We start from the raw sequence: 26,610 nt of genomic DNA on the forward strand, positions 1-26,610 counted from the left end.
GGTCTACCTGTTCTTGCCGAGCAGGCCGAGAGCCGCGCGCAATGCCACCGAGGTGGTGGCGGTAGGGGCGTCGGCGAGGACGGTGTCGACAGCCTGTTCGGCCTGTTTCGCGGGGAACCCGAGGCCGACGAGCGCTTCGGAAACCTGTTCGCGCACAGGGGTACTCGGCGTTTCCGCGCCGGGCGGACCGGTGGGAACAGCCACCTGGTTCACCTTGTCGCGCAGCTCGACGACCATCCGCTCGGCGCCACGTTTGCCGATGCCGGGGACCCGGGTGAGGGCGGAGACGTTGCTCTCGGCCAGTGCTTTTCGCAGCGCCTCGGGTTCGAGCACGGCGAGCACCGCCATCGCCAGGCGAGGGCCGACGCCGGAGACGGTCTGCAGCAGCCCGAACAGTTCGCGCGCCTCGGTGTCGGCGAACCCGAACAGGGTCATCGAGTCCTCGCGCACGATCATCGCCGTGTAGAGACGGGTCTGTTCGCCACGGGTGAGCCCGGCGAGGGTGGCCGGGGTGGCATTGAGGCGGTACCCGACACCCGCGGCCTCGATCACCACGTGATCGAGCGCGATCTCGAGTACCTCGCCGCGTACCGACGCGATCACCCGCGCACCACCTTCCGTTGTTCGGCGAGCCGTTGTTCGTAGCGGCGGCGGACCTGCTCCGCCTGCGCCTGCGCGGCCGCCATCCGGTCCATCAGCGGCGCCCGCCAACAATGACAGATCGCGAGCGCGAGCGCGTCGGCGGCATCCGCCGGTTTGGGCGCCACCTGCAACCCGAGAATCCGCGTCACCATGGCGGTCACCTGCGCTTTGTCCGCCGTACCGTTCCCGGTGACAGCGGCTTTCACCTCGCTGGGCGTATGGAAGGCCACCCGGATCCCGCGCCGCGCCGCGGCCAGCGCGATCACCCCACCGGCCTGCGCCGTCCCCATCGCAGTGCGCACATTGTGCTGAGCGAATACCCGCTCGATCGCGACGGCTTCGGGCCGATGGGTGTCCATCCACTCCTCGGCGACATCGGCGACAGCCATCAATCGCAAGGCCAGCTCGGCGTCCGGCGGTGTGCGCACCACCCCCACGTCGAGGGCGACCACCTTCCGGCCCGGGCCGCTGTCCACCATGCTGAGCCCGCACCGGGTAAGCCCCGGATCGACGCCCATCACCCGCACCGGCCACCCCTTCGAAGACACGAACAGTTGTTCGAAAGTCTAGAGCATTCCCGGGTTCGGACCCACCAACGACACGATCTCACGCCGGTCGCGGCGACAGCCCGAGCAGGGCGGGATCGCGGGCGTGCTCGGCCCAGACCCGCGCCGGATCCGCGACCAACCTGCGCGTGCGCAGGTCGAGCAGGCCGCTCACATACGACACCGTCGCGGCAACCTCACCGTCGTCCCTGGTGAGGGTGTGCTCCACCCGATAGGTCTTGCCCTGCCCCCACTCCCACCGACAGTCGACCTCGACGGTGTCGTTCGCGCGCAACTCCCGCAGATAGCGAACGTTCAACTCGAGATTGACCGGTCCTACCCCCGCCGCGAGGAAATCCGGCACCGAGACCCCCGCTTCGGTCACGCAGGCGAACCGCGCGTGGTCGGCGAACTGCTGATACGCCGCGCCGGTGACATGCAGTTGCGGGTCGAGGTCGGACACCCGAATCGGGATCCGAACCCGAAACGGCACACTGGTTTCCGCCATGACCGCGAGCATGCCACCGGGGTCCGACACATTCGCGGACCGTCGCCGACGGCAGCGCTACGGCGTGCTCTTCAGTCCGATCGTCGGGTCGATGAACTTGTTGGTGACGATCGCGTCGGCGGCGAGGCCGTCGGGAACCTCGACGCCACGCTTGCGCAGGATCGGGGTGACGGCGCTGATCACCCGGTCGACGCGGGCGGTATCGAAATCACCGAGGCTGTTGTCGAAGCCGTTGCCGACGATCTTCTGGGCGAGCTGGACTTTCACCGAGTCGGTGTTGCCGCCCGCCGTCATCGGCGGACCGTCGGGAATCGTCTGGGCGATGCGCAGCAGCGCCGCGTTGACCGGTTCCGGATCGCTGATGTAGTCGATCTGGGCCTGCTGCAGCATCGGCACCAGCTTGCTCAGGCAGGGGCTGAGTTTTTCCATCTCCCCGGCGCGCACCGACCAGGCGTGCGGGTAGATCTCGTAGCCGGACTCGTGGATCAGCAACGATTTCACCGGCTTCAGCCACCCCTTCACGTCGTGTTCCCACCGGTAGGGCTCGTTGGAGACGTACCCCTGCTGCATCACCCGGCCGCGTTCGGCGACGAACCGGCTTGGGGTGCCGTCGAAGGAGGCATCGGCCTGGTCGGGTTTCACGTCGCCGTGGGCGATCAGATAGTCCATGAACAGTTTGCCCTCGCTGTAGACCACGGGTGCGCCCGACGCGGGAACGTCCTTCCACGACGTGATCTGCGGGTAGGTCGCCGGATCGAACAGGACGATCTGCGGATTGACGTCGAGCGAGGCGAACACCCCGGTCACCGGGAACTTCGACTGTGCCCGCACGGCGTCGTCGGTCGGCACGAAACCGAGCGTGATGCTCTGGTCCTGATACATCTGGGCAGGCACCGGCTGGCCACCGAGGAACGGGCCGCCGAGGCGCACTTCGACATTCACGCCGGTGTCACCGAGTGCACCGGAGTAGGCGCCCTTCTTCACGTCGACCGTGCCGTTCGGTCCGACCAGCTGATAGGCCGCGGCCCGCTCCGGCGTGGCGAACCAGTCCGTCTGGATGACCACGGTCGACGGGCAGACACCCGCGAGGACACCCTGACCGGTGGGGCCGGGCACCGAGGTCGCGCTGTTGCAGGCGGTCAGCACTGTGGCGCCGGCGAATACGGCCGTGGCGAGGAGAGATTTGCGCACCGGAATCCTTCGGGGTCGAGCGAATGTGAGAGTGAGACAGGGGAAGTCAGCTACTTGCCGCGACGTAGTCCGTGCGCGCGGTCCACACGCCCGGCCAGGAAGTCGAAGAACCAGAACAGGATCAGGCCGACCAGTGAGGACATCAGCAGCGCGGTGAGTAGTTCCTCGGTCGCGAGTTGCTGACGGTAGACATCGATCATCCGGCCGATGCCGGGTTCGCCCTGACGGAAGAAGAAGTCGGCCACGATGGAGCCGATGATGGCCAGGCCGCCGGAGATCTTGAAGCCGGAGATCATCGCCGGAAGGGCGGCGGGCAGTTGCAGTTTCACCAATCGCTGCCACCGCGAGGCGCCGTGCAGCGTGAACAGGTCGTGCTCGGCGGGCGCCACCGATTTGAGGCCGAACAACGTATTGGTGATCACCGGGAACAGCGCCACCATCACGCAGACGATCACCCGGCTGGAGAACTCGTAGCCGAACCAGAAACCGAACAGCGGCACCACCGCGAGGATCGGAATCGTCTGTAGCACCACCGCGTACGGATACAGCGAGTATTCGGCCCAGCGCGCCTGGCTCATGACCACCGCGAAGCCGACGCCGAGCGCGATCGCGATCACCAGCCCGACGAGCGCGACCTGCACCGTCGACCACAGCGCGGTCAGGATCGTCGACCGGGCCAGCGGATCGAGCAACCCCTTGCCGATCACCTGTTCCGGCGCGGGCAGCAGGAACCGGGACTCCTCGGCCAGCAGTTGGTGGCTGACCAGCGACCAGAGTCCGAGGACGGCGACGAACACCAGGACCGGGGCGATGACACGGACCGGGGCGATCCGAAAAGGCCAGCGGTACTTGGGTTTCGCCGCCGATTCCGCGACGACTCCCCCGGCGACGGCGACGGTGGTCATGCGGCGGTCTCCTGTCCACGCAGCGCTGCCGACACCTCGGCGCAGAGGCGGGCAAATTCGGGGGTGTAGCGCAGCTCCGGGGTGCGCGGGAAGTCGAACGGAACCGGAATCTCGGCAGTTACCCGACCCGGCTGACCGGTGAGCACCACCACTCGCGTGGACAGGAACACCGCCTCCCCCACCGAGTGGGTGACGAACACTCCGGCGAACCCGTCACGGCGGAACAGGGTGCTCACCTCCTCGTTCAGCCGCTGCCGGGTGATCTCGTCCAGCGCGCCGAACGGCTCGTCGAACAGGAACAGTTCCGGCCGCGACGTGAGAGCGCGCGCGATGGAGGCGCGCATCCGCATGCCGCCGGACAGCTGGGCGGGTTTGTGCTTCTCGAACCCCGCCAGCCCGACCCGTTCGATGGCGTCCGCGGCGGCGGCGCGACGGGTGGTCTTGTCGATACCTTCCAGCTCGCCGGGGAGTTCCACGTTCTGCCGCACCGATCGCCATGGCAGCAGGGTGGATTCCTGGAAGACGTAGCCGAGGCGGCGAGTGCCGACACCGACAGTGCCCGCCGTGGGTTTCTCGAATCCGGCGGCCAGGCGGAGCAGGGTCGATTTGCCGCAGCCGGAAGGCCCGACCAGCGAGACGAATTCGCCACTGCGAACGGCGATGTCGATGTCGGCGACGGCGGTGGTGCCGTTGCCGAAGGTCAACGTCACGTGATCGAAGGACAGGGCGGGACCGGGCTCGTCGCGTTCAGCAGTCGTATACGAGTCCCGGCCCGATCGTGCGGGTGCGGTGGAAACCGTGGCGCTCATGCACTATTTCTAGTGGCATACCATTGCCGCCAGCGGTCGTCGCGATTACGTCCCTGTTTCGTATACGATCACTTCAGCTGTGCGAAACGCCCGCCCGCGACACGATCCGGCCATGCTTCACCACGAGCTGCCGGGTGGGCAGTTGCACCACCGCGGCGGCGGGCGTCTCGGCCTCCACCACGAACAGATCGGCAGGTGCGCCGACCGCAAGGCCGTAGTCGTCGAGGCCGAGAACCCTTGCGCCGCCATAGGTTCCCGCGACGAGCGCGAGTTCGATCTCCGCGTCGGCGACAAGGCGGTCTCGGTAGGCGACGGTATTGATGCGGCGCAGCATGTCGCCGTCGCCGTAGGGCGTCCACAGGTCGCGGATGCCGTCGTTGCCCAGCGCGAGGGTGGCGCCCGCCTCGTGCATCACGCGGACGGGAACGACCGCCGCCTCACCGACCGCACAGGTCACCATGGCGACACCTGCCTCGGCGAGCGCGTCGGCTATGCGGCGCTGTTCGTCGTCGGATTGCTGGCCCATCGCGTAGGCGTGGCTGATGGTGACCCGACCCGCAAGCCCCGTCGCCTTGGTGCGTTCGATGATCAGACCGAACTCCCAGGCGCCCATGGCTCCACCGTCGTGCAGGTGGATATCGACCTTGGCGCCGAACTTGTCGGCGAGATCGAAGATCACATCGAGCTGGCCGACCGGATCGTTGTCGTAGCCCGCCGGGTCCAGGCCGCCGACGACCTCGACACCGTCGGCCAGCGCCGCCGCCATCAATTCGGCGGTGCCGGGGCGCGTGATCAGCCCGCCCTGCGGGAAGGCGACCAGTTCCACCTCGACCCGCCCCGCGTGGCGTTCGGCGGCGGCCCGCACCTGCTCGACGCCCCGCAACCCGATGTCGGGATCGATGTCGACGTGGCTGCGCACGTGGGACGTACCGTATCCGACCATGGCGCCCAACAGGTTCGCGGCGTATTCGGCGTTCGGAATGCCGAGTTCGGCGCGGCGGCGTTCCCCGTTGGCGATGCGCCCGGCCAGCGTTCGTCCACCCGAGTTGGCCACCCATGGCGCGCTGTACAAGGTCTTGTCCAGGTGACAGTGGGTTTCCACCAGGCCGGGCAGCACCAACGCACCGTCCAGGTCGATGATCTCGGCGTCGGGCGCGGCGAGGCTCGTGCCGATCGCGGCGATCCGGCCGTCGGCGAGGTGGAGGTCAGCGAGCTCCGGTGTGGCGCCGGGTGTCCACGGTCGGCCACCGCGCAGGAGTAGGTCGGTCATCAGGGGTCCTTTCGGTCGCGGGGTGTGGCGGTCGGGTGGGCGCGGTCAGCCGGTGATCAACATGGCGGACCCGGCGCCGACGCCGAAGACGATCACCACGGTCCGGAAGACGGCGGGTCGCAGCCGGTCGGCGAACTTCGCGCCGAGGACACCGCCGAGCAGACAGGTCGGCGCGAGGATCGCGACGACGAGCCAGTCCACCGGTCCGAACAGTGCGACGGCCACCATGGCGGTGGTCGACACGGTCAGCGTGAGCAGGCTTTTCAGCCCGTTGAGCAGTTGCGCGGAGGCATCGAGGCCGAGGGCGAGCGCGGTCAGCAGCACGATGCCCATGCCGCCGTTGAAGTAGGCGCCGTAAACGCTGCCCGCGAAGACCCCGAGGTAGAGGGTGGTGCGCGAATCCGGGTGGCGGGCACCGAGAGTGCGCGAGAGCCATGGTTGCGCGGCGAACACCGCGGTCGCCCCGAGAACGAGGAAAGGCACCAGCGCGGCGAACACCTCGGCCGGCGCGGCGAGCAGCGCGAGCACCCCGAGCACGGCGCCGACGACGCTGATCACGACCAGCCGCGGCAGCAGTGCCCGGTAGTCCTCGGCGCGCTTGCGCAGCGCGGCCGCACCCCCCAGGTAGCCCGGCCAGACCGCGACCGAATTGGTGACAGTGGCGGTCACCGGGGGCAAGCCGAGTGCGAGTAGCGCGGGGAACGAGAGCAGGCTGCCGCCGCCCGCGATGGCGTTGCAGAAACCTGCGCCGAGTCCTGCGGCCAGCAGCAGCGCTAGATGCACGGGGTCCATGAAATCCTTCCGACAGAGCGTCGTGCGATCGTATACGATAATTGTCACCCGTTCGCGCCGAGCGCTGTCGGGGCAGAACCCCCGCCCGGATACCGTAGATTTGGAGCAATTCCTCCGAAAGCCATTCGACCGTTGGGGGCGACGTGAGCAACACCGTTGGGCGCATGACACCGCAGCAGGTGTGCCGCGCGATCCGCGACGACATCATTCGGGGCGAGTTCCGGTCCGGCCAGCGCCTCACCGAGGACACCTTGGCCGAGCGGTACGGCGTCTCCCGCGTCCCGGTCCGAGAGGCGCTGCGCACCCTCGAAGCCGAGGGATTCGCCTGGTCACGCCCCTATGCGGGAACCTTCGTCGCCGAGCTCACCGAGGCGGAGGCGGCCGATCTGCTCGAGATCAGGGCATTGCTGGAACCGATGTGCGCCGGTAGGGCCGCCGTACGCCGCACCCCCGAACAGCTGGGACGACTCAAGGAACTCACCTCCCTCGGCCAGGAAGCGGTGCGCGACGGCAGACTCGGCGAGCTCGCCCGGCTCAACAGCCGCTTCCACGAGGTACTGGCCGAGGCGTCGGGCAGCGCGCTGCTCAGCCAGCTGATCACCCAGCTGAGCTGGAAGATCGCCTGGGTGTACTCGGTCGAACTCCCCCGCCGCGCCGAGGATTCCTGGCACGAGCACGAGGAGATCTGCGCGGCGTTGGAGGCGCGGGATCCCGACCGAGCGAGCACGGTGGTCGCCGAACACATCGCCCACGCCACCTCGGCTTATCGCCTGCGACCACGAGCCGAAGCCGAGCCCGCCCCCGCGTCTGTACCTACGCCCTAGGACGTAACACGGGCGCAGCAATCGCCGTCATCGCCCGAAACCTCAGAGTCGTATACAAACGGGGTCCCGCTCTGCGACTGGAGGTTGTCATGGTCGATCTGCTGCTGCGTCGCGCGTGTATCGCCGATGACGCCAACCTGGTCGATATCGCCGTCACCGACGGCGTCATCACCGCGATCGGGCCCGCGCTACCGGACATCGGGACAACCGAGATCGATTGCGCGACAAGGGTTGTCATTCCCGGACTGATCGAATCCCATGTGCACTTGGACAAGGCGCTGCTCGATCGTCAGCGGAGCGCGCCCGACGGCACTCTCGGGGGCGCGATCGAGGTGACCGGCGAACTCAAACGGGGGTTCACCGCCGACGGGGTGCGCGACCGGGCGCGCCGGGTCCTCGATCAGGCGATCACCCACGGCACCACCGCACTGCGCGCGCACCCGGATGTCGATCCGATCGTCGGGCTGCTCGGTGTCGAGGTGCTGCTGGGTCTGCGCGACGAGTATCGCGATCTGATCGACCTCCAGATCGTGGCCTTTCCGCAGGAGGGAATCCTGCGCGCGCCCGGCACCCTCGACCTGTTGCGCGCGGCGCTTCACCTCGGTGCCGACGTGATCGGCGGGTGCTCCTACAACGAAACCGACGTCACCGACTGCCGCCGGCACGTGGACCTGGTCTTCGAGCTGGCCGCCGAATTCGGTGTCCCCGTCGACATCCACGCCGATTTCGCCGACGATGCCACCGACCCCCGGTTCGCGATGGCCGACTACATCGCCGATGCCACCCAGCGCGCCGGACTCGGCGGCCGGGTCGCCATCGGCCATGTCACCTCCCTGGCCGGCCGTCCCCCGCGCGAGCGACAGGCGACCATGGCCCGCCTCGCCCAGGCCGGCGTCGCCGTGGTTCCGCTGCCTGCCACCGACATGCACCTCGGCGGGCGCGGCGATCAGGCCGCGGTACGTCGAGGCGTCGCGCCGGTCCGCGAGCTGTGGGCAGCCGGTGTGACAACCGCTTACTCCTCCAACAACATTCGCAACGCCTTCACCCCGTACGGCAACGCCGACCTCCTCGACATCGGCCTGTTCCTGGCCCAGACCGGTCATCTGTCGGGCGATGCCGACCTGCGCCGGGTCCTCGACATGGCCACCACCGACGCGGCCAGGGTGCTCGGCATCGCCGACCGCCACGGCCTGCGCGTCGGCGCCCGAGCCGACCTCGTCGTCCTCGGCACACACCGCCTCGCCGACGCCCTACTCGACCGCCCCGACCGCTGCTATGTCATCAAGGCGGGCCGCATCATCGCGCGCACCACACGAGTCACCGAAATCCTCGCCCCTGCGGTCCCCGCACGCTGACGCGGCGCTTCCGCACGATGCCGCACACGGCTCACCGACTTCGCCCGGATCGCGCGACGACGGATCAGGCCGCGCTGTGGTTGCCGCGGTGGACGAGGGCGTCGATGCGCCGTTTATAGGCGTTGAATTCCGGTGTGGTGGAGTCGCGTTCGCCGGGCAGGTCGATCTCGACGATCTCGCGCACGTGGCCCGCGTTGCCGTGGGCCGCGCCACCGGCCATCACCACGACGCGGTCGGCCAGGTAGACCGCCTCGTCGATACTGTGGGTGACGAACACGACGGTCACGGCGGTCTCGTGGTGGATGCGTTTCAGCTCGACCTGCATGTCCGTGCGGGTGAGGGCATCGAGTGCGCCGAACGGTTCGTCCATCAGCAGGACGGCGGGACTGTTCGCCAGCACCCTGGCGATCGCCACGCGCTGCTGCATTCCGCCGGAGAGCTGGTGCGGGAACGACTTCCGTACTCGGGTCAGGCCGACGGTCTCGAGCCAGCGGTCGGTGATCTCGCGGATGTCGGGCCGGGTCATCCTGGCCTGCTTCGGTCCGTAGGCGATGTTCTCGGCGACCGTGAGCCACGGGAACAGCCCGTAGTCCTGGAATACGACACCGCGCTCGGGGCCCGGCCCGCTGACCGGTTCGTCGGCGACGGTGACCGTGCCGGTGGTGGCTGCCTCCAACCCGGCGAGAATCCGCAGCAGCGTGGACTTACCACAGCCGCTGGCGCCGACGACACAGATGAACTCGCCTGCGGCGATGTCGAGTTCGACATGGTCGACGGCGAATCCCGGCGCACGGGAATAGCGCTTACCGACGCTGTCGACGACGATGCGCGCGGGGCGCTGTGGGCGGCGGCGAGTGGAGTAGATCTTCATGAGGGTCCTGTCTGCGCGATCACGGAAGGAGCGGCCTACGGCCCGCGACAAGCTTGACCAGCAGCATCAGCAACCGGTCCGCGACGAATCCGGCCAGCCCGATCACGATCATCACCGCGATGATCAGGTCGGTGCGTGACTGTTCTCTGGCCTGGGTGATCAACGCTCCCAACCCGATTCGGATGCCTACCGTCTCACCGACGACCAGGATCACCCACGACAGGCCGAGCGCGATCCGCAGCCCCGAGACAATGCTCGGCACGGCGGCGGGCAGCACCACCTTGTACAGGGTGTGCGCGGGTGGGGTGCCCAGCATCGCGGCGGCCTCGAGCAGCCGCTTCGGCACCGCGCGCACCCCGGCGATCGTGTTCAGCAGGATCGAGAACACCGCGGCGAGGAACACCAGGAAGATCGTCGAGCGGTCGCCGAAGCCGATGATCAGCAGTGACAGCGGGGCCCACGCGGTCACCGGGATCGGCCGCACCAGGTTGATGGTCGGTTCGAGCATCCGGTAGACCAGCCGGGAGCGACCCATCACGATCCCGAGCGGGATCGCGACGGCGGCCGCGAACAAGAACCCCTGCAGCACCCGCAGCGTGCTGGCGTAGAGGTGCAACCACAGGGTGCCGCTGTAGGTGTCCCCGATGACGCCACCGAACGCGAGGTCGGCCGAGCGCCGCGCCACGTCGTACGGTGTGGGCAGGAACTGCATCTGGATGCCGAAGGGCAGCGTCCACGCGCCTTCGACACCGCGATCCCACAGCAGCCCGAGCAGCAGCGGGACCGGGAGCGCCCACAGCACCGTCAGCGCCCGATCAGGAATCCGCCACCGGCTGTCGGGCGGCGCGTCGGTGGTGCGCACGGCCGGTGGTGCGTCGAGCGCCGTCATCGCCCGATACCCGCGGGGGTCAGGAACCCGGTGTCGAACACCTTCGCCATGTCGGGCGCCTTGGACAGCTGGTCGAAGGCCCGCATCTGCTCGGCAAGGGCGACCACCCGGCCGCGATATTCGTCGTCGAGTTCCCACCGCAACCAGACGTTCTTCGTCGCGGTGTCGACGATCGCGCGGTCCAGACCGAAGGTGGTGACGAGCCCGTCGACCCAGGCGGTGTGATCGCCCTTCATGTACTCGATCGCCTGGACGAAGCTGCGCACCGCCTGCTGCACCCGGTCGCGATCCCGGTCGATCAGCGCGCCCCTGGTACCGAAGACGATGTTCACCGCGCCGATCGCGGTGTCGTACGGCGAAGCGATCGGGTGCGCGCCGACCTGCATGACGATCGACGGCGCGGTCTCGGCGCTCAGGAACGCGTCGATCCGGCCGGACTTGTAGGCGTTGGCCATATCCGAGTAGGAGAGGTTGACCAACTGCACGTCGGTGGCCGGGTCGAGGCCGTGCGCGGTCAAGGTGAGCCGCAGCAGGATCTCCTGCGAGGAGCCCTGCGGGAATCCGATCTTCTTGCCGCGCAAGCCGTTCACCGTGGTGATCTCCGGCTTGCCGACGAGCGCCGACCCACCGTCGGCGGCGGAGGCGACGATCTTCACATCCTGCCCCGCGGCGCTGCCCGCCAGCATCGACGGTGCGCCGAGCACCCCGAAATCGATGGTGCCCGAGGCGATCGCGTTCTTGATATCGGGTGAATTCTCGAACAGCACGATCTCGTACGTAGTGCCCGCGGGCGCGAAACGCTGCATGAAGTAGGGCGCGTAGAGATGCGGCTGCCCACGCAACGTGCCGATCCGCACCGACGCCGGGTCGCTGTCGCCGCCCGGTGTCGACACGCAGGCGGTCAGGCCGGTCGCGATGAGCAATGCCGCGAACAGGGCCGAGAGAACCCGGCCGAGTGGGCGATTCATCGCGGGAGCGGTGGCGGTCCACGGCGTGTCGGAGGCAGGCATTGCGGGTCCATTTCTCATAGGTTCGCCAGTCGGGCGGCGCAGCGTGTCGCGCGGCGGATGAGGGCACGGTCGGTGTTCGCGGCGCCGATCAGGCACAGCCCGGCGGGGAGACCGTCACGGTCGGGCAGCGGCAGGGTGACCGCCGGGAGGCCGGCGATCGACGCCAGGCAGGTCAGTCGCAGGGTCGCGCTACGCACTGCGTCGCGCGTGCGCTGATCGGCCGCGCGCAACGGCGGCGGTCCCGCCGTCGTCGGCAGCACCAGCACGCCGTGGCCGATGGTCCCGCGAATCCGCGCGGCGGCCTCGGCCACGACCTTGCCCGCGGCGGCGGCACCGTCGGCGGTCACGGTTGCGGCCCAGGTGAAACGGTCGCCGACCTCGGGTTCGAGCGCGCCGGGATGCGCTCTGAGCCAGTCACCGTGCCCGGCCCACGCCTCGTACGCCTGCACTGTCCGAAACGCCGCGAACCAGCGGTCGAGTTCGCCACGCAGGGCAATCGGTCGAGCGCCGAGTTCCACGGCCGCCCGCAGACACTGTTCGGCGATCTCGGGCTCCGCTGCCGCCGCAAGGACCGGGTCGATGACGAGTTCCATCCCCTCCATCGAAGATGCGGCGGCGCTCGGCGCACCGGATCTCGATGCCGAGTCCGAGACCGCGCCCTGGTGGGGCACGACGGAATTCGCGTACAGCGCATCGGCCACAGCGAGCAGGGCGCCGGCGTCACGGGCGAGCCAGCCGATGGTGTCGAACGAGGGCGCCAGCGGCAGTAGGCCAGTGGTGTCGAGGCTGTGACGGGTTGCCCTGATGCCCCAGAGCCCCTGATAGGAAGCGGGTACGCGGATGGAACCCGCCGTATCGGTACCCAGGCCGATGCTCGCCTCGCCGCGGGCGACCGCTACAGCGGGCCCGCTCGACGAACCACCCGGAACTCGTTTCGGTGCAGCAGGATTGACCGGCATGCCGGTGCGTCCGTTGCCGCCGGTGATGCTGTAGGCGAACTCGTCGGTCCGGGCGATGCCGGTGATGGTGGCGCCTGCCGCGAGCAGGGCGGCGACGACCGCGGCGTGGCGGGGTTCGGGGGCGCGCTCGGCGAGAAAGTCCTCGACACCCGCGCCGATGGGGTGTCCGGCGACCGCGAACAGGTCTTTCACGGCCACCGTGTGCCCGGCGAGTGGGCCTGCCGATGTCGCCCCCACCAGCGGCGAACCGACCACGCGCCACACCGTGGCGTCGACCCCACGTGACTCGCCGGTGCCGCACCGCGCCATCGCGGTCACCGCGCCCGCCCCAGGATGTAGCGGGCCAGATCGGTGCCGGTGGTATGCGCGAAGTCGGCGACGCGGATCTTGCCGTGTACCCCGCGGGTCAGATCGACGGCCTGCGAGATGGTGAAATCGGCGGCGGCGCTGAGGTAGAGGTAGGCACTGCGCGGATCGGTGTCGAACAGCGCGCCGAGCAGGTCGACAGCGTTGCCCACACACAGCGACAGCGCGGTGTCCAGATCGGGATCGAGCCCGGTCGGGATGACGAGGCCGTGCCCGGCGGCGAACGGCCCTGTGCCCGAACCGATGTCGGTGAGCTGTTCCGCCGGAACGAGGTCCAGGGTCACGGTCGCCCGCAACGGCGCCTCCAGCGCCGTGAGCGCCACCTCCCCGTCGCCCTGCGCGAAATGTGGGTCGCCTACGTAGAACAGCGCGTCGGGCACCTGCACCGGCAGGAACAGGGTGGCGCCGGGGGTGAGCAGTGTGACGTCGATATTGCCGCCGTGCGCGCCCGGTGGCACGGAGTGCGCACGGTTCTCGGTGTCGGTGGCCACGCCCATGATGCCGAGGAACGGGGCGAGCGGGAAGCGCGCCCGGTGCGGGCTGCCCGGGCCGATCGGCATACTGCCGAACCATTCGTCGTCCTGCCCGGTCACCGTGCAGAACTGACCGTAGGAACCGTCGTGTGGTGTTCCGGCCAGCATGCCGCGGCCGTGCCGGGTCGAGATGACGCCGTAGGGCGCGCGCATGGCGAGGTGCTCGATCCGGACGGCGAGCAGATCGCCGGGCCTGGCGCCGTCGACGGCGATCGGACCGGTCACGATGTGCGGCCCGGCTCCTGCCTCGCGAACGCGCCGGGCTACCACGTCGACGGTGTCGTCGAGGATCTGATCGCGGGCCACACCGTGCCCGCGAAAGTAGGCGACCGGGTCCGAGCCCTGATCGTCGAGGATGCCCTCGTGACTGATCGTGTCGATCACCACGCTTGTGCCCGGCGCGACGGTGGTGACCGGCGTATCGCCCCGACGCGGCAGCCTGCCCCACAGCACCTGATCGGGATCGGCGGGCACATAGGTGATCCCCGGCATGATGCCGATCCCCTGCTGCAACACCGGGAATGCGGTGGCGATCTGGTCCTCAGCCAACGAGGTCACAGTGGTTCCTCCGGTCTCCGCGACACTCGGCCGAACATTGGTCCGACCATCTGATGCGGTAACGGTATTCCACTACGAACAGCCCTGCTACCGGGCGAAACGTGCGTAACCGAGGCTTTACACCCCGGCAATATCGGCCTGCGGACCGTGCCTCGATTACACTTGGCCGGACCAATCAGCAGATTTCGAGAGGAGACAGGTGACCGTCGCGCCGATCCCCCCGCTACGCCGCCGCACCGGCAGCGTCAGCGCCGAAGTCGCCGCGCATCTGGAGCGGCTGATCATCGACGGCACCCTGCGCGCGGGCGATCGCCTGCCGCCCGAACGCGAACTCGCGGCGCAGTTGAACGTGTCACGGCCCTCGCTGCGCGAAGCCATGTTCGAGCTGGAATCCAAGAAACTGGTCGACCGCAGACAGGGCCGCGGCAGCACCGTCACCGAGCTCCCCCGCGGCGCCGCCGAACTGCACGGCAACCTCGCCGACCTCGACACCGAACTCGCCTACGCGACCGAACTCCGCGAGCTGGTCGAACCGCGCATCGCCCAGCTCGCCGCCCTCCGCGCGGTCGAATCGAATCTGCTGTCGCTGCACGAGATCATCGACCGCTCCGACGAAGCCCTCAGCCCGGCGGACTCGATGGCGCTCGACATCGAATTCCACACGCTCCTGGCACATTCCGCCCAGAATCCGTTGCTGGTCACCCTCTGCACGATGACCACGGAGTGGACCCGCCACACCCGAGTCCTCTCGCACCGCACTCCGCTCGGTCGCCGCGTCTCCGTCCACGGCCACACCCAGATCCTGCTCGCGGTCGACGACCGAGACGGCCCCGCCGCCGCTGCCGCCATGGAACAACACCTGCGCGAAGTTCGCGAGATCAGCACCCGCTAACGACACCACAGGACAGGCGCCTACCCCACAGCGGCGGCGAAGACCTCGAGCGCTCGATCGTCGAACAGCACGAACCGAACCAGGGTCACGTTGGTCTCGGCCGCGCGTACGGTCTCGACCGCGATCCGCGCGCCGTCATCCATCGGCCAGCCGAAGATGCCGGTGGAGATCGCCGGGAAAGCGACCGTCGACGCTCCCAATTCGTCGGCCACGCGCAGGGATTCGCGGTAACACGAGGCGAGCAGTTCGGAGCGGTCCTCGGTAGCCGACCACACGGGGCCCACCGTGTGGATCACCCAGCGGGCGGGGAGCAGCCCCGCGGTCGTCGCCACCGCCTGCCCGGTTCGCAGACCCTTGCCATAGTGCGAGGCGCGCAGATCACGGCATTCGGACAGGATCTGCGGGCCGCCTGTGCGATGGATCGCCCCGTCGACGCCACCGCCGCCGAGCAGCGAGGAGTTCGCGGCGTTGACCACCGCGTCCACCTGCTGTTCGGTGATGTCGCCCCGGACCGCATCGATTCGCGTCATGATCCCCATTCTGCCGGGGATCGGCCGTCGACCACGGGTACCGTCGAGGAAGTCAGGCATGGTCGGTCCGTCCGAGACGAGGAGAACCCCACATGGCCATACCCACCGGTGACATCGTGCCGACGCCCGACGGGCGGGATCTGGTGATCACCCGGTCGTTGGGGTTGCCGATCGAGGAGGTGTGGGCGCGGTTGACCGACCCGCATCTGACCGCGAGCTGGTACGGCACCTGGGAGGGCGACGCGGGCACCGGCAACACCATCCGGGTGCAGATGCGGTTCGAGGAGGGTGAGCCGTGGTCGTCGATGCGCATCGACGACTGCACCGCGCCGATCCACCTCGGCCTCTCCTCGACCGACCAGATCGGCGTGTGGCGACTCGAGGTGACCCTGCTCGACACCGGCGCGGCCACCGAACTGCGCCTGGTCCACCACCTGACCTCCGAATACCAGCTGGCCGAGATCCCGCAGATCGGTCCGGGCTGGGAGTACTACGCGGACATGTTCGTCGCCGCGAGCACGCACACCGAACGCCCCGATTTCGCCGACTACTACCCGTCGATGTCGAGCTACTACCAGCAGCGCGCGTCCTAGCCCGAACGTGAACCGCCCCGGCCGAATTCACGGCCGGGGCGGTTCGACGGACGGGAGCCCTACTCGTCGTCGAGTTCCGCGGCGACCTCGTCGGAGATGTCGACGTTGGTGTACACGTTCTGCACATCGTCGCTGTCTTCGAGCGCGTCGACCAGCTTGAACACCTTGCGAGCGCCCTCGGCGTCCACCGCGACCGAGACCGACGCCTGGAAACCGGACTCGGCGGAGTCGTAGTCGATGTTCGCGGCCTGCAGGGCCGAACGCACCGCGATCAGATCGCCGGGCTCGGTGATGATCTCGAAGAGATCGCCGTGGTCGTTGACGTCTTCGGCGCCCGCGTCGAGAACCGTCTCGAGGACGTCGTCCTCGGACAGGCCGTTCTTCTCGAGGGTCACCACACCCTTGCGGGCGAACAGGTACGACACCGAACCCGGATCGGCCATGTTGCCGCCGTTGCGGGTCATCGCCAGTCGGACCTCGCCCGCGGCGCGGTTGCGGTTGTCGGTGAGGCACTCGATCAGCACGGCCACACCGTTGGGCCCGTAGCCCTCGTACATGATCGTCTGCCAGTCGGCGCCGCCGGCCTCTTCACCACCGCCGCGCTTGCGGGCGCGCTCGATGTTGTCGTTGGGGACCGATGTCTTCTTCGCCTTCTGGATGGCGTCGAACAGCGTCGGATTGCCCGCAGGGTCACTACCACCAGTGCGGGCCGCCACCTCGATGTTCTTGATCAGCTTGGCGAAGAGTTTGCCGCGCTTGGCGTCGATCCCCGCCTTCTTGTGCTTGGTGGTGGCCCATTTGGAGTGGCCGCTCATGCCCTACTTCCTTCAAGTCGGTTGCGCGTCTGCCCGGGCGGACAAGCTCGATCCAGCCTACTCACCGTCCGCCACGCCCGCCGACGCGGGCTTTAGCGCGCCGCGCGAACCAGGTCGACGAACAGTTCGTGCACCCGAAGATCGCCGGTCACCTCGGGGTGGAACGAGGTCGCCACCACGTTGCCCTGCCTGGCAGCCACGATGCGGCCCTCGGCGGGTCCGTGCGGCACCCGCGCGAGCACCTCGACACCGTCACCCACCCGCTCCACCCACGGGGCGCGAATGAACACCGCGCGCACGGGCGTGTCGAGGCCGGCGAAGTCGAGATCGGTCTCGAAGGAATCTACCTGCCGACCGAACGCGTTGCGCCGCACCGTCATATCGATGCCGGACAGGTGCTGGGCATCGGCCCTGGTGTCGAGGACCTCCGAGGCGAGCAGGATCATGCCCGCGCAGGACCCGAACGCGGGTAGCCCGTCGCGCAGCCGGGCCCGCAACGGTTCGAGCAGGTCGAACGCCTGCAACAGCTTGGAGATCGCGGTCGACTCGCCGCCGGGCAGCACGAGCCCGTCGACGGCGGCCAGCTCCGACTCGCGCCGCACCAGCACCGGATCGGCCCCGCAGTGCTCCAGCGCGGCAACGTGTTCACGCACGTCGCCCTGCAGCGCGAGGACGCCGATGGTCGGCCGGGTGGGGGTCGAGGTTGCGTTCACAGCCGTTGAGCTTACGAGCGCGCCCGATGTGGGCCCGCTCACGCTCACTTCTGGCGCGGCGTGCGGATCAGACCTTCCTGGACGACAGCGGCGACCAGGTTGCCCTCGCGGTCCCAGATCTTGCCGCCGGTCAGCGCGCGACCGAAACCAGCGGAGGGTGAGGACTGGTCGTAGAGCAACCATTCGTCGGCACGGAACGGGCGCAGGAACCACATCGCGTGGTCGAGCGAGGCGTTCTGGGTCGGTTCGTCGGGGTGGATCACCTTCGACGAGCCGAGCAGCGTCATATCGCTCATGTAGGCCAGCGTGCAGACGTGGAACATCGGGTCGTCGGGCAGCGGGTGCCGGTACCGGAACCACACCTGCTGGGGGGAGACGGCGCCGTCGCGCGCGACGACCTGCTCCTGCGGGACCGTGCGGATGTCCCAGTGCTCCCATTCACGCATGGCCCACAGCCGCTCAGGGGTCATGGTCACGCTGGCGTCGGGCAGGTCGTCGGGACCGTCGACCGTGGGCATCACGTCCTGGTGTTGCGGCCCTTCGTCACCGTGATGGAACGAGGCCGACATCGTGAATATCGCCTGCCCGTCCTGCACGCCGGTGACCCGCCTCGTGCAGAACGACCGGCCGTCACGAATGCGTTCCACCAGGTAGACGGTGGGTTCCTCCGGATTGCCCGGTCGCAGGAAGTACCCGTGCAGGGAATGCACCTGGAAGCTGCGGTCGACGGTACGGACCGCCGAGACCAGCGCCTGCCCGGCCACCTGACCGCCGAAGGTGCGCGGTAGCTGAGACTCCGTGGAAGCACCGCGGAAGATGTCGCGCTCCAGTCGCTCGATCGCGAGCGCCTCGTCGATTGTCGCCATGCGCTCGAGATTATCGCCTTGCCGACCGGGCGGTATGTCCGGCTCTGCGCAGCGGCCCGGAATTTGCTGAGATGGTCCGGTGCCGACGTTCACTCCCACCTCACCCGCCGCCCTCGCCCGGCTCGTCGCCGACCGGCTCGTCGAGCTGCCGGGGCGACGGCTGCTCGCGGTGGACGGCGCCGACGCCGCGATGCCGGTCGAACTCGGCCGCCGGATCGCGCAGACGCTCGCGGATCGGGGCCGATCGGCGGCGGTGGTGTCGCTACACGACTACGTGCGCCCCGCGTCGCTGCGCATGGAATACGGGCGCGATGACGAATGGTCTTATCGCACAGCATGGTTCGACTACGAGGCGATACGGCGCGAGATCGTGGACGCGATGCGCACCGAGGGGCGCTGGCTGCCCGCGCTGTGGGACGAGCAGCGAGACAGGTCCGCTCGGGCGGCGATTCGCACGGCGCAGGCCGATCTGGTGCTGGTGCTCGCCGGGCCGATGCTGCTGGGTCGAGGTCTGGATTTCGATCTCGCGGTCCGCTTGGAGCTCAGTGAGCGAGCGGCGCTGCGACGCACGCCCGCCGAGCAGCACTGGACGTTGCCCGCTGTGCGCGATCACACAGCCGACAATCCCGAGGAAGCGACGTGGACCGTTCGCTGGGATCATCCCGATCGGGCGGCGCTGCGCGGCTGAGATCGCGGGCGCCGACGCGAAAGCCCCGTCCGCGACCAGCGAACGGGGCTTCGGCGAGAACGATCAGGCGCAGGCGACCGAGGTCTGACCCAGATTGGTCAGCATGCCGCAGGCCCACGACTTCTGGACCTTCCACTTGCCCTCTTCGGCCACGAACGGCACGTCGACGACATTGGTCTGACCGTTGACGGTGAAGTTGGCCTTGGCGTTGACGCTGTCACCGAAGGAGGTCACCTCGGTGACCTGCACCTGGACGTTGTTGTCCTGCACGGCCTGTGCCAGGCGGTTCGGCAGCTCGGGGTCGGCCTCGATGCCCTGGACGAAGTCCAGCTTCTGGTCGTTGGGGACCGCCGGATCCAGCGCGGTGCCCAGCTGTGCGTTGAGCTGCTCGACCGTCGGCACGGCGGGCAGGTTCGCGGCTGCCGAACCCTGAGCCTTGGCGCTGGTGGTGGTTTTGGCGGCGGGCTTGTCACCCTTGTCGTCACTGCACGCACTCAGTCCGAGGGCGGCGACCACAGCCAGTCCTGCGATCGCGACTCGTCCGGTCCTACGAAACTTCATCCACTCGTCCTTACGTCGGGTCGGAATCTCGCCCTCTGGGCGACGGCGTCGTACCGGCGCCACACAGCGCAGGCCTCGATGCCACGGCCCGGACGCTACCCAGTGATGTTGAGGAAACTCTGAGATACACACAACGTGGGTCTGTGAGAAGGATCCGATTGTGATGCACCACAGCGCTACCCGGCGCGCAGACCCGCCACCGCCTCCACCAGTCGGGCATGGGTCGGCGCGTCCGCTGCCGCGATCAGTCCGTGTGGTGCGGTGTGCAGCGGTTGCCCGGCGAGGCCGGTGACCACGCAGCCCGCCGCCTGGCACACCGCGATCGCGCTGGTGAAATGCACACTGTCACGGAGATCGCCGCCGGTGATGTAGGCGGCGCGCCGTCCCGCCGCGACCCAGACGAGGGCCAGGGAGGTCGACAACACCCGCGGATGGAATTCGCCCGCGAAGCCTTCGGCGTCGAATAGCCGCGCCGGGGTCGACCACGGGAACGGGTGGTCGAGGTCGACATCGACGAGGTGACTTCCCGAGTGCGGCCGTAACGGCTCGTCGCGACCCTCGGCGCGCCGAAACGCACCCTCCCCCGCTGTCCAGAACACTTCCTCGGCGAACGGGTCGGCGGTGGCCGCCGCCGTCACGGTGTCGCCGTCGCGCAGGGCGACATTGACCGCCACGAACGTGGTGTCGACAGCGAAATTCCTTGTGCCACAGAGTGGATCGACAAACCACGTGCGGTCGCTGCGGGCCGGACCGGTGACTCCCGATTCCTCGGCGACGAACCGGTCGTCCGGGCACGCGGTCGCGAGGACATCGAGGATGGCGTTCTCGGCCGCGATATCGGCCTGCGTGGCGAAGTCGTCGCCCTGTTTGGCGTAGCGCGTGAGCGGAGCGTGGAACGCCGACCGAATCACTGCCGAAGCGACCTCTGTTGCGTGGATGGCGATTTCACTATCTGAGTGGTGCACCGTCTCCAGGCTACGGACCGCACCACACCCCAGCAGGCGAACCAACGGCCCCGCGGGGCACAGTCGCGCAACGGTCCCCGACTGCCGCGGGGCCGCCTATCGAGCCAGGTACACGGCGAGACCGAGTCCGCAGATCCCGACCGTCACCCGCAAGACGCTCGGTGGGATCACTTTCACCACCGGTGGACCGCACCAGCCACCCGCCAGCGCACCCGCACCGAGAGCCAGCGCCGCACCCCAGTGCACCGGCCCGAAGGCCGCGAACCCGATCGCGGCGACCAGGTTCGCGATGCCGAGCAGGAAGCTCTTGAGAATCGAGGCGCTCCAGAGGGATTCGGAGGTGCACAGCAGCATCATCGACAGGTAGATCACCCCCGCGCCCGCGCCGAAATACCCGCCGTACACGGACGTGAGCAGGATGCCGACCGGCACGATCCAGGGCGCGCTGAGCTCACCGATGTGGCGGCGCACCAGTGGTTGCACCAGCAGCGCGATCGACGCCATGGCCACCAGGAACGGCACGACCACCTCGAACGCGCCGTCCGGGGCGACCAGCAGGGCGAGCGCACCGAGAAGCCCGCCCAGCGCCGACAACATCGCCCAGCGCACCAGCGTGGATCCGCGTCCGACGAGTTCGCGGCCGGAATTGGCGGTCGCCCCGACGCCGACGGCGACCATGGCGACAGTGTTGGTGACATTGGCCGCGACGGGCGGCAGACCGGCGGCCAGCAGCGCCGGATAGGAAACGATCGAGGCCATCCCGGTGACGAAACCGATCAAGCCGGTAAAGAATCCCGCGACGACCAGCAAGGAGAAGTCGAGCGCGGTCACGGACCGACTGTACGGTACGCCCAGTTGGCAGCAAATCCTGGGCCAACCGACGCCGACATCGCGCAGCGACGCGCCTGCGAGGGCACAGCGCACGGCGCAGACGCGGCCCACATCGCCCACCGGCGCCGGGATCACTCCGACGCGCCGAAGGCCGTGCCAGGATGGCGGGGTGCAGATGACGACTTTCGAGCCGGGCGAACCACCCGTTCGACGTAACCGGCTGGACTCCAACACCGTTGCCCGCCTCGACGACGTCACCACCTTCGCCCAGCTGCTCGACGCGTTAGAGCTCGTCCGCATGGATCATCCCGACGCGCGGATCCTGTGCACACTCGACGATCTCGGCCAGTGCGCGTACACGAGCATGCACGCCACCCTCGGACTCGTGGAAGGCGACGGCGCGGGCCACGACGACCCGGACGATCCCGCCGCCACCCACCACGCCGAGAACGCCACGATCTCCCGGATCGCCGCGCTGCTGGACAATCCGTCCGCGCGTGTCCCGTGGGAATCCCTGCGCGACACCCGCAACGCCTCCGAGGACGAACTCGCCGCGCTCGTCGCCGCCAACCGCTCGCCCGACCGCGTGGTCGACGACGTCGTCCTGATCCAGCGCGTCCCGGTGGACCGCGACGACCTCGCCATCGCCGGCATCCCGAACGGGTACTTCGCCGACGACTGGAGCACCTACGACAACCACACCGTCATCCGCCGCATGACCCTCCACGGCTACCGCCACATCGCCATCGGCGCGTCCCTGCTCGCCTTCGCCCGCCCCACCGCCCCCACCCCCGAACAGGCCGCGGCCCTGGTCACCGATCTGACCCACCTCTACGGCTCCCCCACCGCCATCGCCTGGCACGAGCTGGCCGTTCTGCTGCCCACCCAGCGCCAGCTCATCCTCGGCTACGCCGAGAACTTCGCCGACGCTCTCACCACCGATACCGAAGGCGCGGCGGGTCAGCCGTAGGCCGCGGCCCCGGTAGCGCTAGCGCGCCGGATCGGGTGTCGGCTGCCACGCGCGAGCGGTAGCCGCCGAGTTCACTGTCGCGCTCGACCACACGGCCCAGGCCAGCCACACCATGCCGAATCCGGCCGCGATGTGTCCGACGCGGACCAGCGTCGCCGGGAGCAGGAACGTCAGGCAGAGCACTGACAGGCCCGCGGTGTAGAGGATCGCCGCGCCGCGCGGGACCGCCGCGCTACGCAGCAGCGCTGTGCCGAACAGCAGCGTCCCGCTCAGTGCGAGGACCGCGGTGGCAAGGAAGGCGGATTCGGCCGGGCTGGTGAGCAATTCGTCGACCACCGGTTTGTCCAGATAGACCAGCACGAAATTCATAGCGAAGGCGATACCCGCGAAATAGCCGAAGCCGAGGAATTGCACGACGAAGGCGAGTGCTCCGAAGCGGCCGAGACGCTGGTGCAGCAGTGCGTACAACGCCACCAGCAGACCGATCCCGAAGGGGACGGCCGCCCCGTTGAGAACCTGGGTGATCGGTATCTTGCCCGCGGCGATCAGTTCGATCACGCCCGCCGCAGCGATCGCTCCGCCGCAGACGAAGCCGGAGACGCCGCCCAGTCGCAATAGTGCTCGTGTATCCATGTCGAATCCCTTCTCGATGTCGAGCTCGACGGTAGGAATCCGGTGGTCACGGCGGTAAGTGCCGGGCGACCCATGACCTCCGGCCACAATCGCCGCGCGACCGTGGCCGTGCGACGAATCTGGCCATACGCTCAGCGAATGCATGGACCGCGCGCACTGACCTGGGTCGCGTGCTTCCTCTATGTCTCCGTGCTGGTCGCCGGACTCGCCGTCGCCTCGACCGGGCCTGTCGACCCCGTCCGGTCGAGCGCGTTCGCCGGGGCCCTCGTCCTCGCGGGAGGGCTGGAACTCGCCGCAGGGCGGTTCACCCGGTCGAGGACCCTCGCGATCGCCGGGCTGGTCGTCCGCGCCGTCCTGTACACGGTGATCACCGTGCTCGACAGCAGCGGCAATGCGAAGGTCCTGTTCGTCTTGCTTCCGCTCACTGCCTATTTCACCGTCGGGCATCGTGTCGCCTACGCACTCGCCGGTGGCGGTCTACTCCTCGCCGCGATCATCGTCCTCGGGCGACCGGCGCTGCGGGCGGATCCCGAAGCGCTCTCGGATCTGCTGATGTTCACGATCGGCGTCGTTTTCGCCCTCGCGATCGCGGTGATCGCCGAACGCGAGGAAACCGGGCGGCGTCGCGCCGAAACACTGCTCACCGAACTGTCCGACGCGCACGCCCGGCTCCGGGAATACGCCGACCAGGCGGTCTCCCTCGCCACCGTCGCCGAACGCACCCGGGTGGCCCGCGATATCCATGACAGCGTCGGCCACCATCTCGTGGTAACCGCGATCCAACTGGAGAAATCGGCCGCCTACCGGCCGTTGGACACCGATATCGCCGACCGGGCACTCGCCGAAGGGCGTCATTCCACGCGCCTGGCTCTCGACGAGGTGCGGCGCGCGGTCGGCACCCTGCGCGCCGACGACACGCAGTTCACCCTCGCCACCGCGTTGCGAGCGCTCGCGACCCGGCTCGACGACACCGGCTTCGCAGTGTCCCTCGACCTCACCGGCACCGAGGACACCGTCGGCGAACCGGTCCGTCTCGCCCTGTACCTCGCCGCACAGGAAGCACTCACCAACGCGCGCCGCCACTCCGGCGCCACCGCCGTCGCGGTCCGCGTCGATCTCACCGCGAGCACCGGCGTCCTCGAGATCGCCGACAACGGAACAGGTTTCGCGCCCGGCGCGACGGAAGGGCAGGGGCTGTCCGGAATGCGTGAACGCCTGGACCTGGTCGGTGGCGAGGTGCGCATCACCTCCGGTCCCGACGGAACGCGTCTGCTCGCCACGATCCCCGTGGTGGGGCGATGACCGGACGCGATCCCGAGGTGTCGGGCACTGCCGCGAAGGTCCGCGTGCTGATCGCCGACGACGAGCGCCTGGTTCGTGAAGGGATCGCCGCGTTGCTGGCCCTGCAGCCCGGCATCGAAGTGCTCGGTGCGGCCGAAAGCGGTTCCGAGGCCGTCGAACTCGCGACCGCACTGGAGCCGGATGTGGTGCTGATGGATGTCCGTATGCCGGAAATGGACGGCGTGGAGGCGGCCACCAGGCTGCGCGGGCGGGTCACAGTATTGATGCTCACCACCTTCGACGACGACGGCTACATCGTCGCGGCCCTGCACGCGGGCGCGTCCGGCTACCTGCTCAAGGATCTGCCCGCCGCCGAACTCGCCCAGGCGATCCGCCTCGCACACGCGGGCGTCGACCAGTACTCGGCCGCCGTCACCGCGCGCCTGGCCGCCATGGTGCGCTCCCGCAGCCCACGCCCCACCATCGACCTCACCGGCCGCGAAACCGAGGTCCTCCGCCTACTCGCCGCCGGCGCCGCCAATCGCGAGATCGCCCGGTCCCTCTACCTCAGCGAGGGCACCGTGAAGAACCACGTCTCGAGCATCCTCCAACGCCTCGGCGTCCGCGACCGCACCCAGGCCGCGATCTACGCCCACGAACAGGGAATCCTCTGAGCCACCACGGCGATTGCCGACCCACTCAGGTCAGGGCGTTCACCATGCGGGCCGCGAGCACCCGGGTTCGGTCGAACGGAGCCGCGCTCACGGCGGGCGTGCCGATCACCGAGCGCAGAACCCCGAGGCCGATCAGCAGGGCTCCGATCAGCTCCGCGCGTAGTTGCGGGTCGGGACCGTCGAGTCGGTCGGCGAATTCGCGCAGGTAGCCGTCGCAGAGTTGGGCCCGGAGCTGATCGCGCACGTCGTCGTGGCCTGCCGATCGGAGCATGCCCAGCAGCGGGTGTTCGCCGCCGTACTGCGACCAGACCTGGTACACGACGTCATGGAGCAGGGCGTCGGCGATGCTGACGACCGGCCGGTGCGGATCCGCGGCCACTCCGGTCGGGATCTCCATGTGCATGGCCTCGGCGTAGAGCCGCTTCTTGGAACCGAAGTAGCGCGATACCAAGGCGGGGTCGACGCCGACCTCGGCGGCGATCTCACGCAGGCCGGTGCCGTCGAAACCCTGTGCGGCGAAACGGATGCGCGCGGCGTCGAGCAGCGCGGCGCGGGTGGCCGCGCGATCGCGGCGACGTGGTTCGAGCTTCGGTTCCATGAAGTCATGCTAAGTCATCAGATGTTGACTTGATGGTGTCCCCGTTTCTAGCCTCGACATATCGGCCGATGACACAGTCCAGAGTGATTCGAGGAGAACGGGATTCGATGCGCACATATGTCATCACCGGCGGCACCGACGGCATGGGCAAGGGGCTCGGCCTACATTTCCTGCGGCGCGGCGACCGGGTGATCGCCCTGGCCAGCGGAGCCACCAAAGGCGAGGCGTTCGTCCGGCAGGCCGACGTGATCGGCGCGGGCGAGCGTGCGGTGTTCTTGCGCGCCGACCTGAGCACCCTGGCCGGAATGCGGACAGCACTCGACGAGATCACCGCGCGAACCGAGGTGGTCGACGGCCTGATCTTCGGTGCGCAGCGGTTCCAGCCGCGACGCACCGACACCGAGGACGGCATCGAGTTCACCTTCGCGCTGCACTACCTGAGCCGATTCGTCCTCGGACACGGCTTGATCGCAGCACTGGAACGCACGAGCGCCCCGGTGATCATGAACATCTGCGGCCCCGGCGGCCTCCCCGGCCGAATCCACTGGGACGACCTGACCCTGAGCCGGGGCTACACCGGCACCCGCGCCGCCATGCAGGCCTCGCGCGCCAACGACCTGCTCGGCATCGCCTTTCCCCAGCGATATCCGGACGCACGCACCCGCTACGTGCTCTACAACCCGATGATGGTGCGCACCGCGATGGCCGACCCCCTGCCCGCACCCCAGCGAATCCTGACCAAGGCCGCCGGATTCGTCTTCGGCCGCTCGGTCGACAAGTCGGTGCCGCCGATCGCCCGGCTGCTCGACGAACCACCCGCGGATCCGGTGAGCGCCTTCCGGCTCCGTACCCGACTCCCCTTGACGCGCAAGGACTTCGACCCGGACAACGCGATCCTCCTCGACGCCCTCACCACCGAACTCGTGCGCCGCTGAGCCCTCGCCCGACAATGCCTCGGCGGGCGTCGCGATCA

31 protein-coding genes are annotated in these 26,610 nt (G+C 68.7%); 9 read left to right on the forward strand and 22 right to left on the reverse strand.

Annotated elements, in window-relative coordinates; genetic code table 11:
- Positions 1-3: 3 nt before the first annotated feature.
- The 8 genes from ruvA to OHS03_RS17425 all read right to left on the reverse strand — a co-directional run bounded on the left by ruvA (position 4) and on the right by OHS03_RS17425 (position 6,662).
- Positions 4-603, reverse strand: coding sequence for a Holliday junction branch migration protein RuvA (gene ruvA / locus OHS03_RS17390; RefSeq protein ID WP_328663994.1), 600 nt, complete (start codon positions 601-603; stop codon positions 4-6).
- Positions 600-1,169 carry a crossover junction endodeoxyribonuclease RuvC gene (gene ruvC / locus OHS03_RS17395; RefSeq protein ID WP_328664271.1) on the reverse strand — a complete coding sequence of 190 codons (570 nt, stop codon included), beginning with the start codon at positions 1,167-1,169 and terminating at the stop codon, positions 600-602. The genes ruvA and ruvC overlap by 4 nt, the downstream gene beginning before the upstream one ends.
- 79 nt (positions 1,170-1,248) lie before the next feature.
- Positions 1,249-1,695 (reverse strand): acyl-CoA thioesterase, encoded by a 447-nt coding sequence (locus OHS03_RS17400; protein WP_328663995.1) that lies wholly within the window; start codon positions 1,693-1,695, stop codon positions 1,249-1,251.
- Between the two features lie 57 nt (positions 1,696-1,752).
- Entirely contained in the window at positions 1,753-2,886 is a 1,134-nt protein-coding gene (locus OHS03_RS17405; protein ID WP_328663997.1) for an ABC transporter substrate-binding protein, read from the reverse strand.
- 50 nt (positions 2,887-2,936) lie between these two features.
- A complete protein-coding gene (locus OHS03_RS17410; RefSeq protein ID WP_328663998.1) occupies positions 2,937-3,791 on the reverse strand; it encodes an ABC transporter permease in 855 nt (284 codons plus the stop codon).
- Positions 3,788-4,600, reverse strand: a complete 813-nt coding sequence (locus tag OHS03_RS17415) for an ABC transporter ATP-binding protein (RefSeq protein WP_328664000.1) — start codon at positions 4,598-4,600, stop codon at positions 3,788-3,790. Before OHS03_RS17415 ends, OHS03_RS17410 begins: the two co-directional genes overlap by 4 nt.
- 73 nt (positions 4,601-4,673) lie before the next feature.
- Positions 4,674-5,870, reverse strand: a complete 1,197-nt coding sequence (locus OHS03_RS17420) for an amidohydrolase (protein ID WP_328664002.1) — start codon at positions 5,868-5,870, stop codon at positions 4,674-4,676.
- A gap of 45 nt (positions 5,871-5,915) precedes the next feature.
- Positions 5,916-6,662, reverse strand: a complete 747-nt coding sequence (locus tag OHS03_RS17425) for a sulfite exporter TauE/SafE family protein (RefSeq protein WP_328664004.1) — start codon at positions 6,660-6,662, stop codon at positions 5,916-5,918.
- Between the two features lie 164 nt (positions 6,663-6,826).
- Here OHS03_RS17425 and OHS03_RS17430 point away from each other — a divergent pair, with 164 nt between their 5' ends.
- Together OHS03_RS17430 and OHS03_RS17435 are read left to right on the forward strand one after the other, a co-directional pair.
- Positions 6,827-7,486: a GntR family transcriptional regulator gene (locus OHS03_RS17430; protein ID WP_063055370.1), complete on the forward strand. Its 660-nt coding sequence runs from the start codon at positions 6,827-6,829 to the stop codon at positions 7,484-7,486.
- 89 nt (positions 7,487-7,575) lie between these two features.
- Entirely contained in the window at positions 7,576-8,841 is a 1,266-nt protein-coding gene (locus OHS03_RS17435) for an amidohydrolase family protein (RefSeq protein ID WP_328664006.1), read from the forward strand.
- A gap of 64 nt (positions 8,842-8,905) precedes the next feature.
- Here OHS03_RS17435 and OHS03_RS17440 read toward each other — a convergent pair whose 3' ends face one another.
- The 5 genes from OHS03_RS17440 to OHS03_RS17460 are packed head-to-tail and all read right to left on the reverse strand — an operon-like array spanning position 8,906 to position 14,027.
- Positions 8,906-9,712 (reverse strand): ABC transporter ATP-binding protein, encoded by an 807-nt coding sequence (locus OHS03_RS17440; RefSeq protein WP_328664007.1) that lies wholly within the window; start codon positions 9,710-9,712, stop codon positions 8,906-8,908.
- 19 nt (positions 9,713-9,731) lie between these two features.
- Complete coding sequence (locus tag OHS03_RS17445; RefSeq protein WP_328664009.1) at positions 9,732-10,601, reverse strand: ABC transporter permease; 870 nt, start codon at positions 10,599-10,601, stop codon at positions 9,732-9,734.
- Entirely contained in the window at positions 10,598-11,611 is a 1,014-nt protein-coding gene (locus OHS03_RS17450; protein WP_328664011.1) for an ABC transporter substrate-binding protein, read from the reverse strand. The genes OHS03_RS17445 and OHS03_RS17450 overlap by 4 nt, the downstream gene beginning before the upstream one ends.
- 14 nt (positions 11,612-11,625) lie before the next feature.
- Entirely contained in the window at positions 11,626-12,879 is a 1,254-nt protein-coding gene (locus OHS03_RS17455) for an amidase family protein (protein WP_328664272.1), read from the reverse strand.
- A 5-nt stretch (positions 12,880-12,884) separates the two neighbouring features.
- Entirely contained in the window at positions 12,885-14,027 is a 1,143-nt protein-coding gene (locus OHS03_RS17460; RefSeq protein WP_328664013.1) for an acetamidase/formamidase family protein, read from the reverse strand.
- Positions 14,028-14,226: 199 nt separating this feature from the next.
- Between OHS03_RS17460 and OHS03_RS17465 the strand changes: the two genes are divergently transcribed.
- Positions 14,227-14,919, forward strand: coding sequence for a FadR/GntR family transcriptional regulator (locus OHS03_RS17465; RefSeq protein WP_328664015.1), 693 nt, complete (start codon positions 14,227-14,229; stop codon positions 14,917-14,919).
- A 20-nt stretch (positions 14,920-14,939) separates the two neighbouring features.
- Here the strand turns inward: OHS03_RS17465 and OHS03_RS17470 are convergent, their stop codons facing one another.
- Positions 14,940-15,449: an O-acetyl-ADP-ribose deacetylase gene (locus tag OHS03_RS17470; protein ID WP_328664017.1), complete on the reverse strand. Its 510-nt coding sequence runs from the start codon at positions 15,447-15,449 to the stop codon at positions 14,940-14,942.
- A gap of 92 nt (positions 15,450-15,541) precedes the next feature.
- Between OHS03_RS17470 and OHS03_RS17475 the strand changes: the two genes are divergently transcribed.
- Positions 15,542-16,042, forward strand: coding sequence for an SRPBCC domain-containing protein (locus OHS03_RS17475; protein ID WP_062987272.1), 501 nt, complete (start codon positions 15,542-15,544; stop codon positions 16,040-16,042).
- A 59-nt stretch (positions 16,043-16,101) separates the two neighbouring features.
- Here the strand turns inward: OHS03_RS17475 and OHS03_RS17480 are convergent, their stop codons facing one another.
- The 3 genes from OHS03_RS17480 to OHS03_RS17490 all read right to left on the reverse strand — a co-directional run bounded on the left by OHS03_RS17480 (position 16,102) and on the right by OHS03_RS17490 (position 18,436).
- Positions 16,102-16,857 (reverse strand): YebC/PmpR family DNA-binding transcriptional regulator, encoded by a 756-nt coding sequence (locus OHS03_RS17480; RefSeq protein ID WP_062987270.1) that lies wholly within the window; start codon positions 16,855-16,857, stop codon positions 16,102-16,104.
- Positions 16,858-16,949: 92 nt separating this feature from the next.
- Positions 16,950-17,570 (reverse strand): pyridoxal 5'-phosphate synthase glutaminase subunit PdxT, encoded by a 621-nt coding sequence (pdxT, locus tag OHS03_RS17485; RefSeq protein ID WP_056810812.1) that lies wholly within the window; start codon positions 17,568-17,570, stop codon positions 16,950-16,952.
- 44 nt (positions 17,571-17,614) lie between these two features.
- On the reverse strand, positions 17,615-18,436 hold the full coding sequence (locus OHS03_RS17490) for an acyl-CoA thioesterase (protein WP_328664019.1): 822 nt from the start codon (positions 18,434-18,436) through the stop codon (positions 17,615-17,617).
- 79 nt (positions 18,437-18,515) lie between these two features.
- Between OHS03_RS17490 and OHS03_RS17495 the strand changes: the two genes are divergently transcribed.
- Positions 18,516-19,124, forward strand: a complete 609-nt coding sequence (locus OHS03_RS17495) for a nucleoside/nucleotide kinase family protein (protein ID WP_328664022.1) — start codon at positions 18,516-18,518, stop codon at positions 19,122-19,124.
- 63 nt (positions 19,125-19,187) lie between these two features.
- Here the strand turns inward: OHS03_RS17495 and OHS03_RS17500 are convergent, their stop codons facing one another.
- The 3 genes from OHS03_RS17500 to OHS03_RS17510 all read right to left on the reverse strand — a co-directional run bounded on the left by OHS03_RS17500 (position 19,188) and on the right by OHS03_RS17510 (position 21,481).
- Complete coding sequence (locus OHS03_RS17500) at positions 19,188-19,685, reverse strand: WKL family lipoprotein (protein WP_194824496.1); 498 nt, start codon at positions 19,683-19,685, stop codon at positions 19,188-19,190.
- Positions 19,686-19,861: 176 nt separating this feature from the next.
- The gene (locus tag OHS03_RS17505) at positions 19,862-20,650 is read right to left on the reverse strand and encodes an inositol monophosphatase family protein (protein WP_328655517.1); all 789 of its coding nucleotides are present in this window, start codon (positions 20,648-20,650) and stop codon (positions 19,862-19,864) included.
- Between the two features lie 96 nt (positions 20,651-20,746).
- Positions 20,747-21,481 (reverse strand): sulfite exporter TauE/SafE family protein, encoded by a 735-nt coding sequence (locus tag OHS03_RS17510; RefSeq protein ID WP_328655518.1) that lies wholly within the window; start codon positions 21,479-21,481, stop codon positions 20,747-20,749.
- Positions 21,482-21,656: 175 nt separating this feature from the next.
- On the opposite strand from OHS03_RS17510, the gene OHS03_RS17515 reads away from it, so the two are divergent.
- Complete coding sequence (locus tag OHS03_RS17515) at positions 21,657-22,451, forward strand: hypothetical protein (RefSeq protein ID WP_328655519.1); 795 nt, start codon at positions 21,657-21,659, stop codon at positions 22,449-22,451.
- Positions 22,452-22,469: 18 nt separating this feature from the next.
- On the opposite strand, the gene OHS03_RS17520 is transcribed toward OHS03_RS17515, so the two are convergent.
- The gene (locus tag OHS03_RS17520) at positions 22,470-23,084 is read right to left on the reverse strand and encodes a hypothetical protein (RefSeq protein WP_328655520.1); all 615 of its coding nucleotides are present in this window, start codon (positions 23,082-23,084) and stop codon (positions 22,470-22,472) included.
- Between the two features lie 138 nt (positions 23,085-23,222).
- Here OHS03_RS17520 and OHS03_RS17525 point away from each other — a divergent pair, with 138 nt between their 5' ends.
- Together OHS03_RS17525 and OHS03_RS17530 are read left to right on the forward strand one after the other, a co-directional pair.
- The gene (locus OHS03_RS17525) at positions 23,223-24,386 is read left to right on the forward strand and encodes a sensor histidine kinase (protein ID WP_328655521.1); all 1,164 of its coding nucleotides are present in this window, start codon (positions 23,223-23,225) and stop codon (positions 24,384-24,386) included.
- Positions 24,383-25,039: a response regulator gene (locus OHS03_RS17530; RefSeq protein ID WP_328655522.1), complete on the forward strand. Its 657-nt coding sequence runs from the start codon at positions 24,383-24,385 to the stop codon at positions 25,037-25,039. Before OHS03_RS17525 ends, OHS03_RS17530 begins: the two co-directional genes overlap by 4 nt.
- 25 nt (positions 25,040-25,064) lie before the next feature.
- On the opposite strand, the gene OHS03_RS17535 is transcribed toward OHS03_RS17530, so the two are convergent.
- Entirely contained in the window at positions 25,065-25,637 is a 573-nt protein-coding gene (locus OHS03_RS17535; RefSeq protein WP_328655523.1) for a TetR/AcrR family transcriptional regulator, read from the reverse strand.
- Positions 25,638-25,744: 107 nt separating this feature from the next.
- Here OHS03_RS17535 and OHS03_RS17540 point away from each other — a divergent pair, with 107 nt between their 5' ends.
- A complete protein-coding gene (locus OHS03_RS17540) occupies positions 25,745-26,572 on the forward strand; it encodes an SDR family NAD(P)-dependent oxidoreductase (protein ID WP_328655524.1) in 828 nt (275 codons plus the stop codon).
- Positions 26,573-26,610: the final 38 nt, after the last annotated feature.

The sequence above is a fragment of the Nocardia salmonicida genome, from assembly GCF_036142455.1.
GTDB lineage: Bacteria > Actinomycetota > Actinomycetes > Mycobacteriales > Mycobacteriaceae > Nocardia > Nocardia salmonicida.

Bases quoted from the DNA above. Each gene is read 5' to 3' on its own strand.
- OHS03_RS17400 (WP_328663995.1), bottom strand. From the start codon at position 1,695: ATGGCGGAAACCAGTGTGCCGTTTCGGGTTCGGATCCCGATTCGGGTG.
- OHS03_RS17410 (WP_328663998.1), bottom strand. From the start codon at position 3,791: ATGACCACCGTCGCCGTCGCCGGGGGAGTCGTCGCGGAATCGGCGGCG.
- OHS03_RS17415 (WP_328664000.1), bottom strand. From the start codon at position 4,600: ATGAGCGCCACGGTTTCCACCGCACCCGCACGATCGGGCCGGGACTCG.
- OHS03_RS17420 (WP_328664002.1), bottom strand. From the start codon at position 5,870: ATGACCGACCTACTCCTGCGCGGTGGCCGACCGTGGACACCCGGCGCC.
- OHS03_RS17425 (WP_328664004.1), bottom strand. From the start codon at position 6,662: ATGGACCCCGTGCATCTAGCGCTGCTGCTGGCCGCAGGACTCGGCGCA.
- OHS03_RS17430 (WP_063055370.1), top strand. From the start codon at position 6,827: ATGACACCGCAGCAGGTGTGCCGCGCGATCCGCGACGACATCATTCGG.
- OHS03_RS17435 (WP_328664006.1), top strand. From the start codon at position 7,576: ATGGTCGATCTGCTGCTGCGTCGCGCGTGTATCGCCGATGACGCCAAC.
- OHS03_RS17440 (WP_328664007.1), bottom strand. From the start codon at position 9,712: ATGAAGATCTACTCCACTCGCCGCCGCCCACAGCGCCCCGCGCGCATC.
- OHS03_RS17445 (WP_328664009.1), bottom strand. From the start codon at position 10,601: ATGACGGCGCTCGACGCACCACCGGCCGTGCGCACCACCGACGCGCCG.
- OHS03_RS17450 (WP_328664011.1), bottom strand. From the start codon at position 11,611: ATGCCTGCCTCCGACACGCCGTGGACCGCCACCGCTCCCGCGATGAAT.
- OHS03_RS17455 (WP_328664272.1), bottom strand. From the start codon at position 12,879: ATGGCGCGGTGCGGCACCGGCGAGTCACGTGGGGTCGACGCCACGGTG.
- OHS03_RS17470 (WP_328664017.1), bottom strand. From the start codon at position 15,449: ATGACGCGAATCGATGCGGTCCGGGGCGACATCACCGAACAGCAGGTG.
- OHS03_RS17475 (WP_062987272.1), top strand. From the start codon at position 15,542: ATGGCCATACCCACCGGTGACATCGTGCCGACGCCCGACGGGCGGGAT.
- OHS03_RS17480 (WP_062987270.1), bottom strand. From the start codon at position 16,857: ATGAGCGGCCACTCCAAATGGGCCACCACCAAGCACAAGAAGGCGGGG.
- OHS03_RS17490 (WP_328664019.1), bottom strand. From the start codon at position 18,436: ATGGCGACAATCGACGAGGCGCTCGCGATCGAGCGACTGGAGCGCGAC.
- OHS03_RS17500 (WP_194824496.1), bottom strand. From the start codon at position 19,685: ATGAAGTTTCGTAGGACCGGACGAGTCGCGATCGCAGGACTGGCTGTG.
- OHS03_RS17515 (WP_328655519.1), top strand. From the start codon at position 21,657: ATGACGACTTTCGAGCCGGGCGAACCACCCGTTCGACGTAACCGGCTG.
- OHS03_RS17520 (WP_328655520.1), bottom strand. From the start codon at position 23,084: ATGGATACACGAGCACTATTGCGACTGGGCGGCGTCTCCGGCTTCGTC.
- OHS03_RS17525 (WP_328655521.1), top strand. From the start codon at position 23,223: ATGCATGGACCGCGCGCACTGACCTGGGTCGCGTGCTTCCTCTATGTC.
- OHS03_RS17530 (WP_328655522.1), top strand. From the start codon at position 24,383: ATGACCGGACGCGATCCCGAGGTGTCGGGCACTGCCGCGAAGGTCCGC.
- OHS03_RS17535 (WP_328655523.1), bottom strand. From the start codon at position 25,637: ATGGAACCGAAGCTCGAACCACGTCGCCGCGATCGCGCGGCCACCCGC.
- OHS03_RS17540 (WP_328655524.1), top strand. From the start codon at position 25,745: ATGCGCACATATGTCATCACCGGCGGCACCGACGGCATGGGCAAGGGG.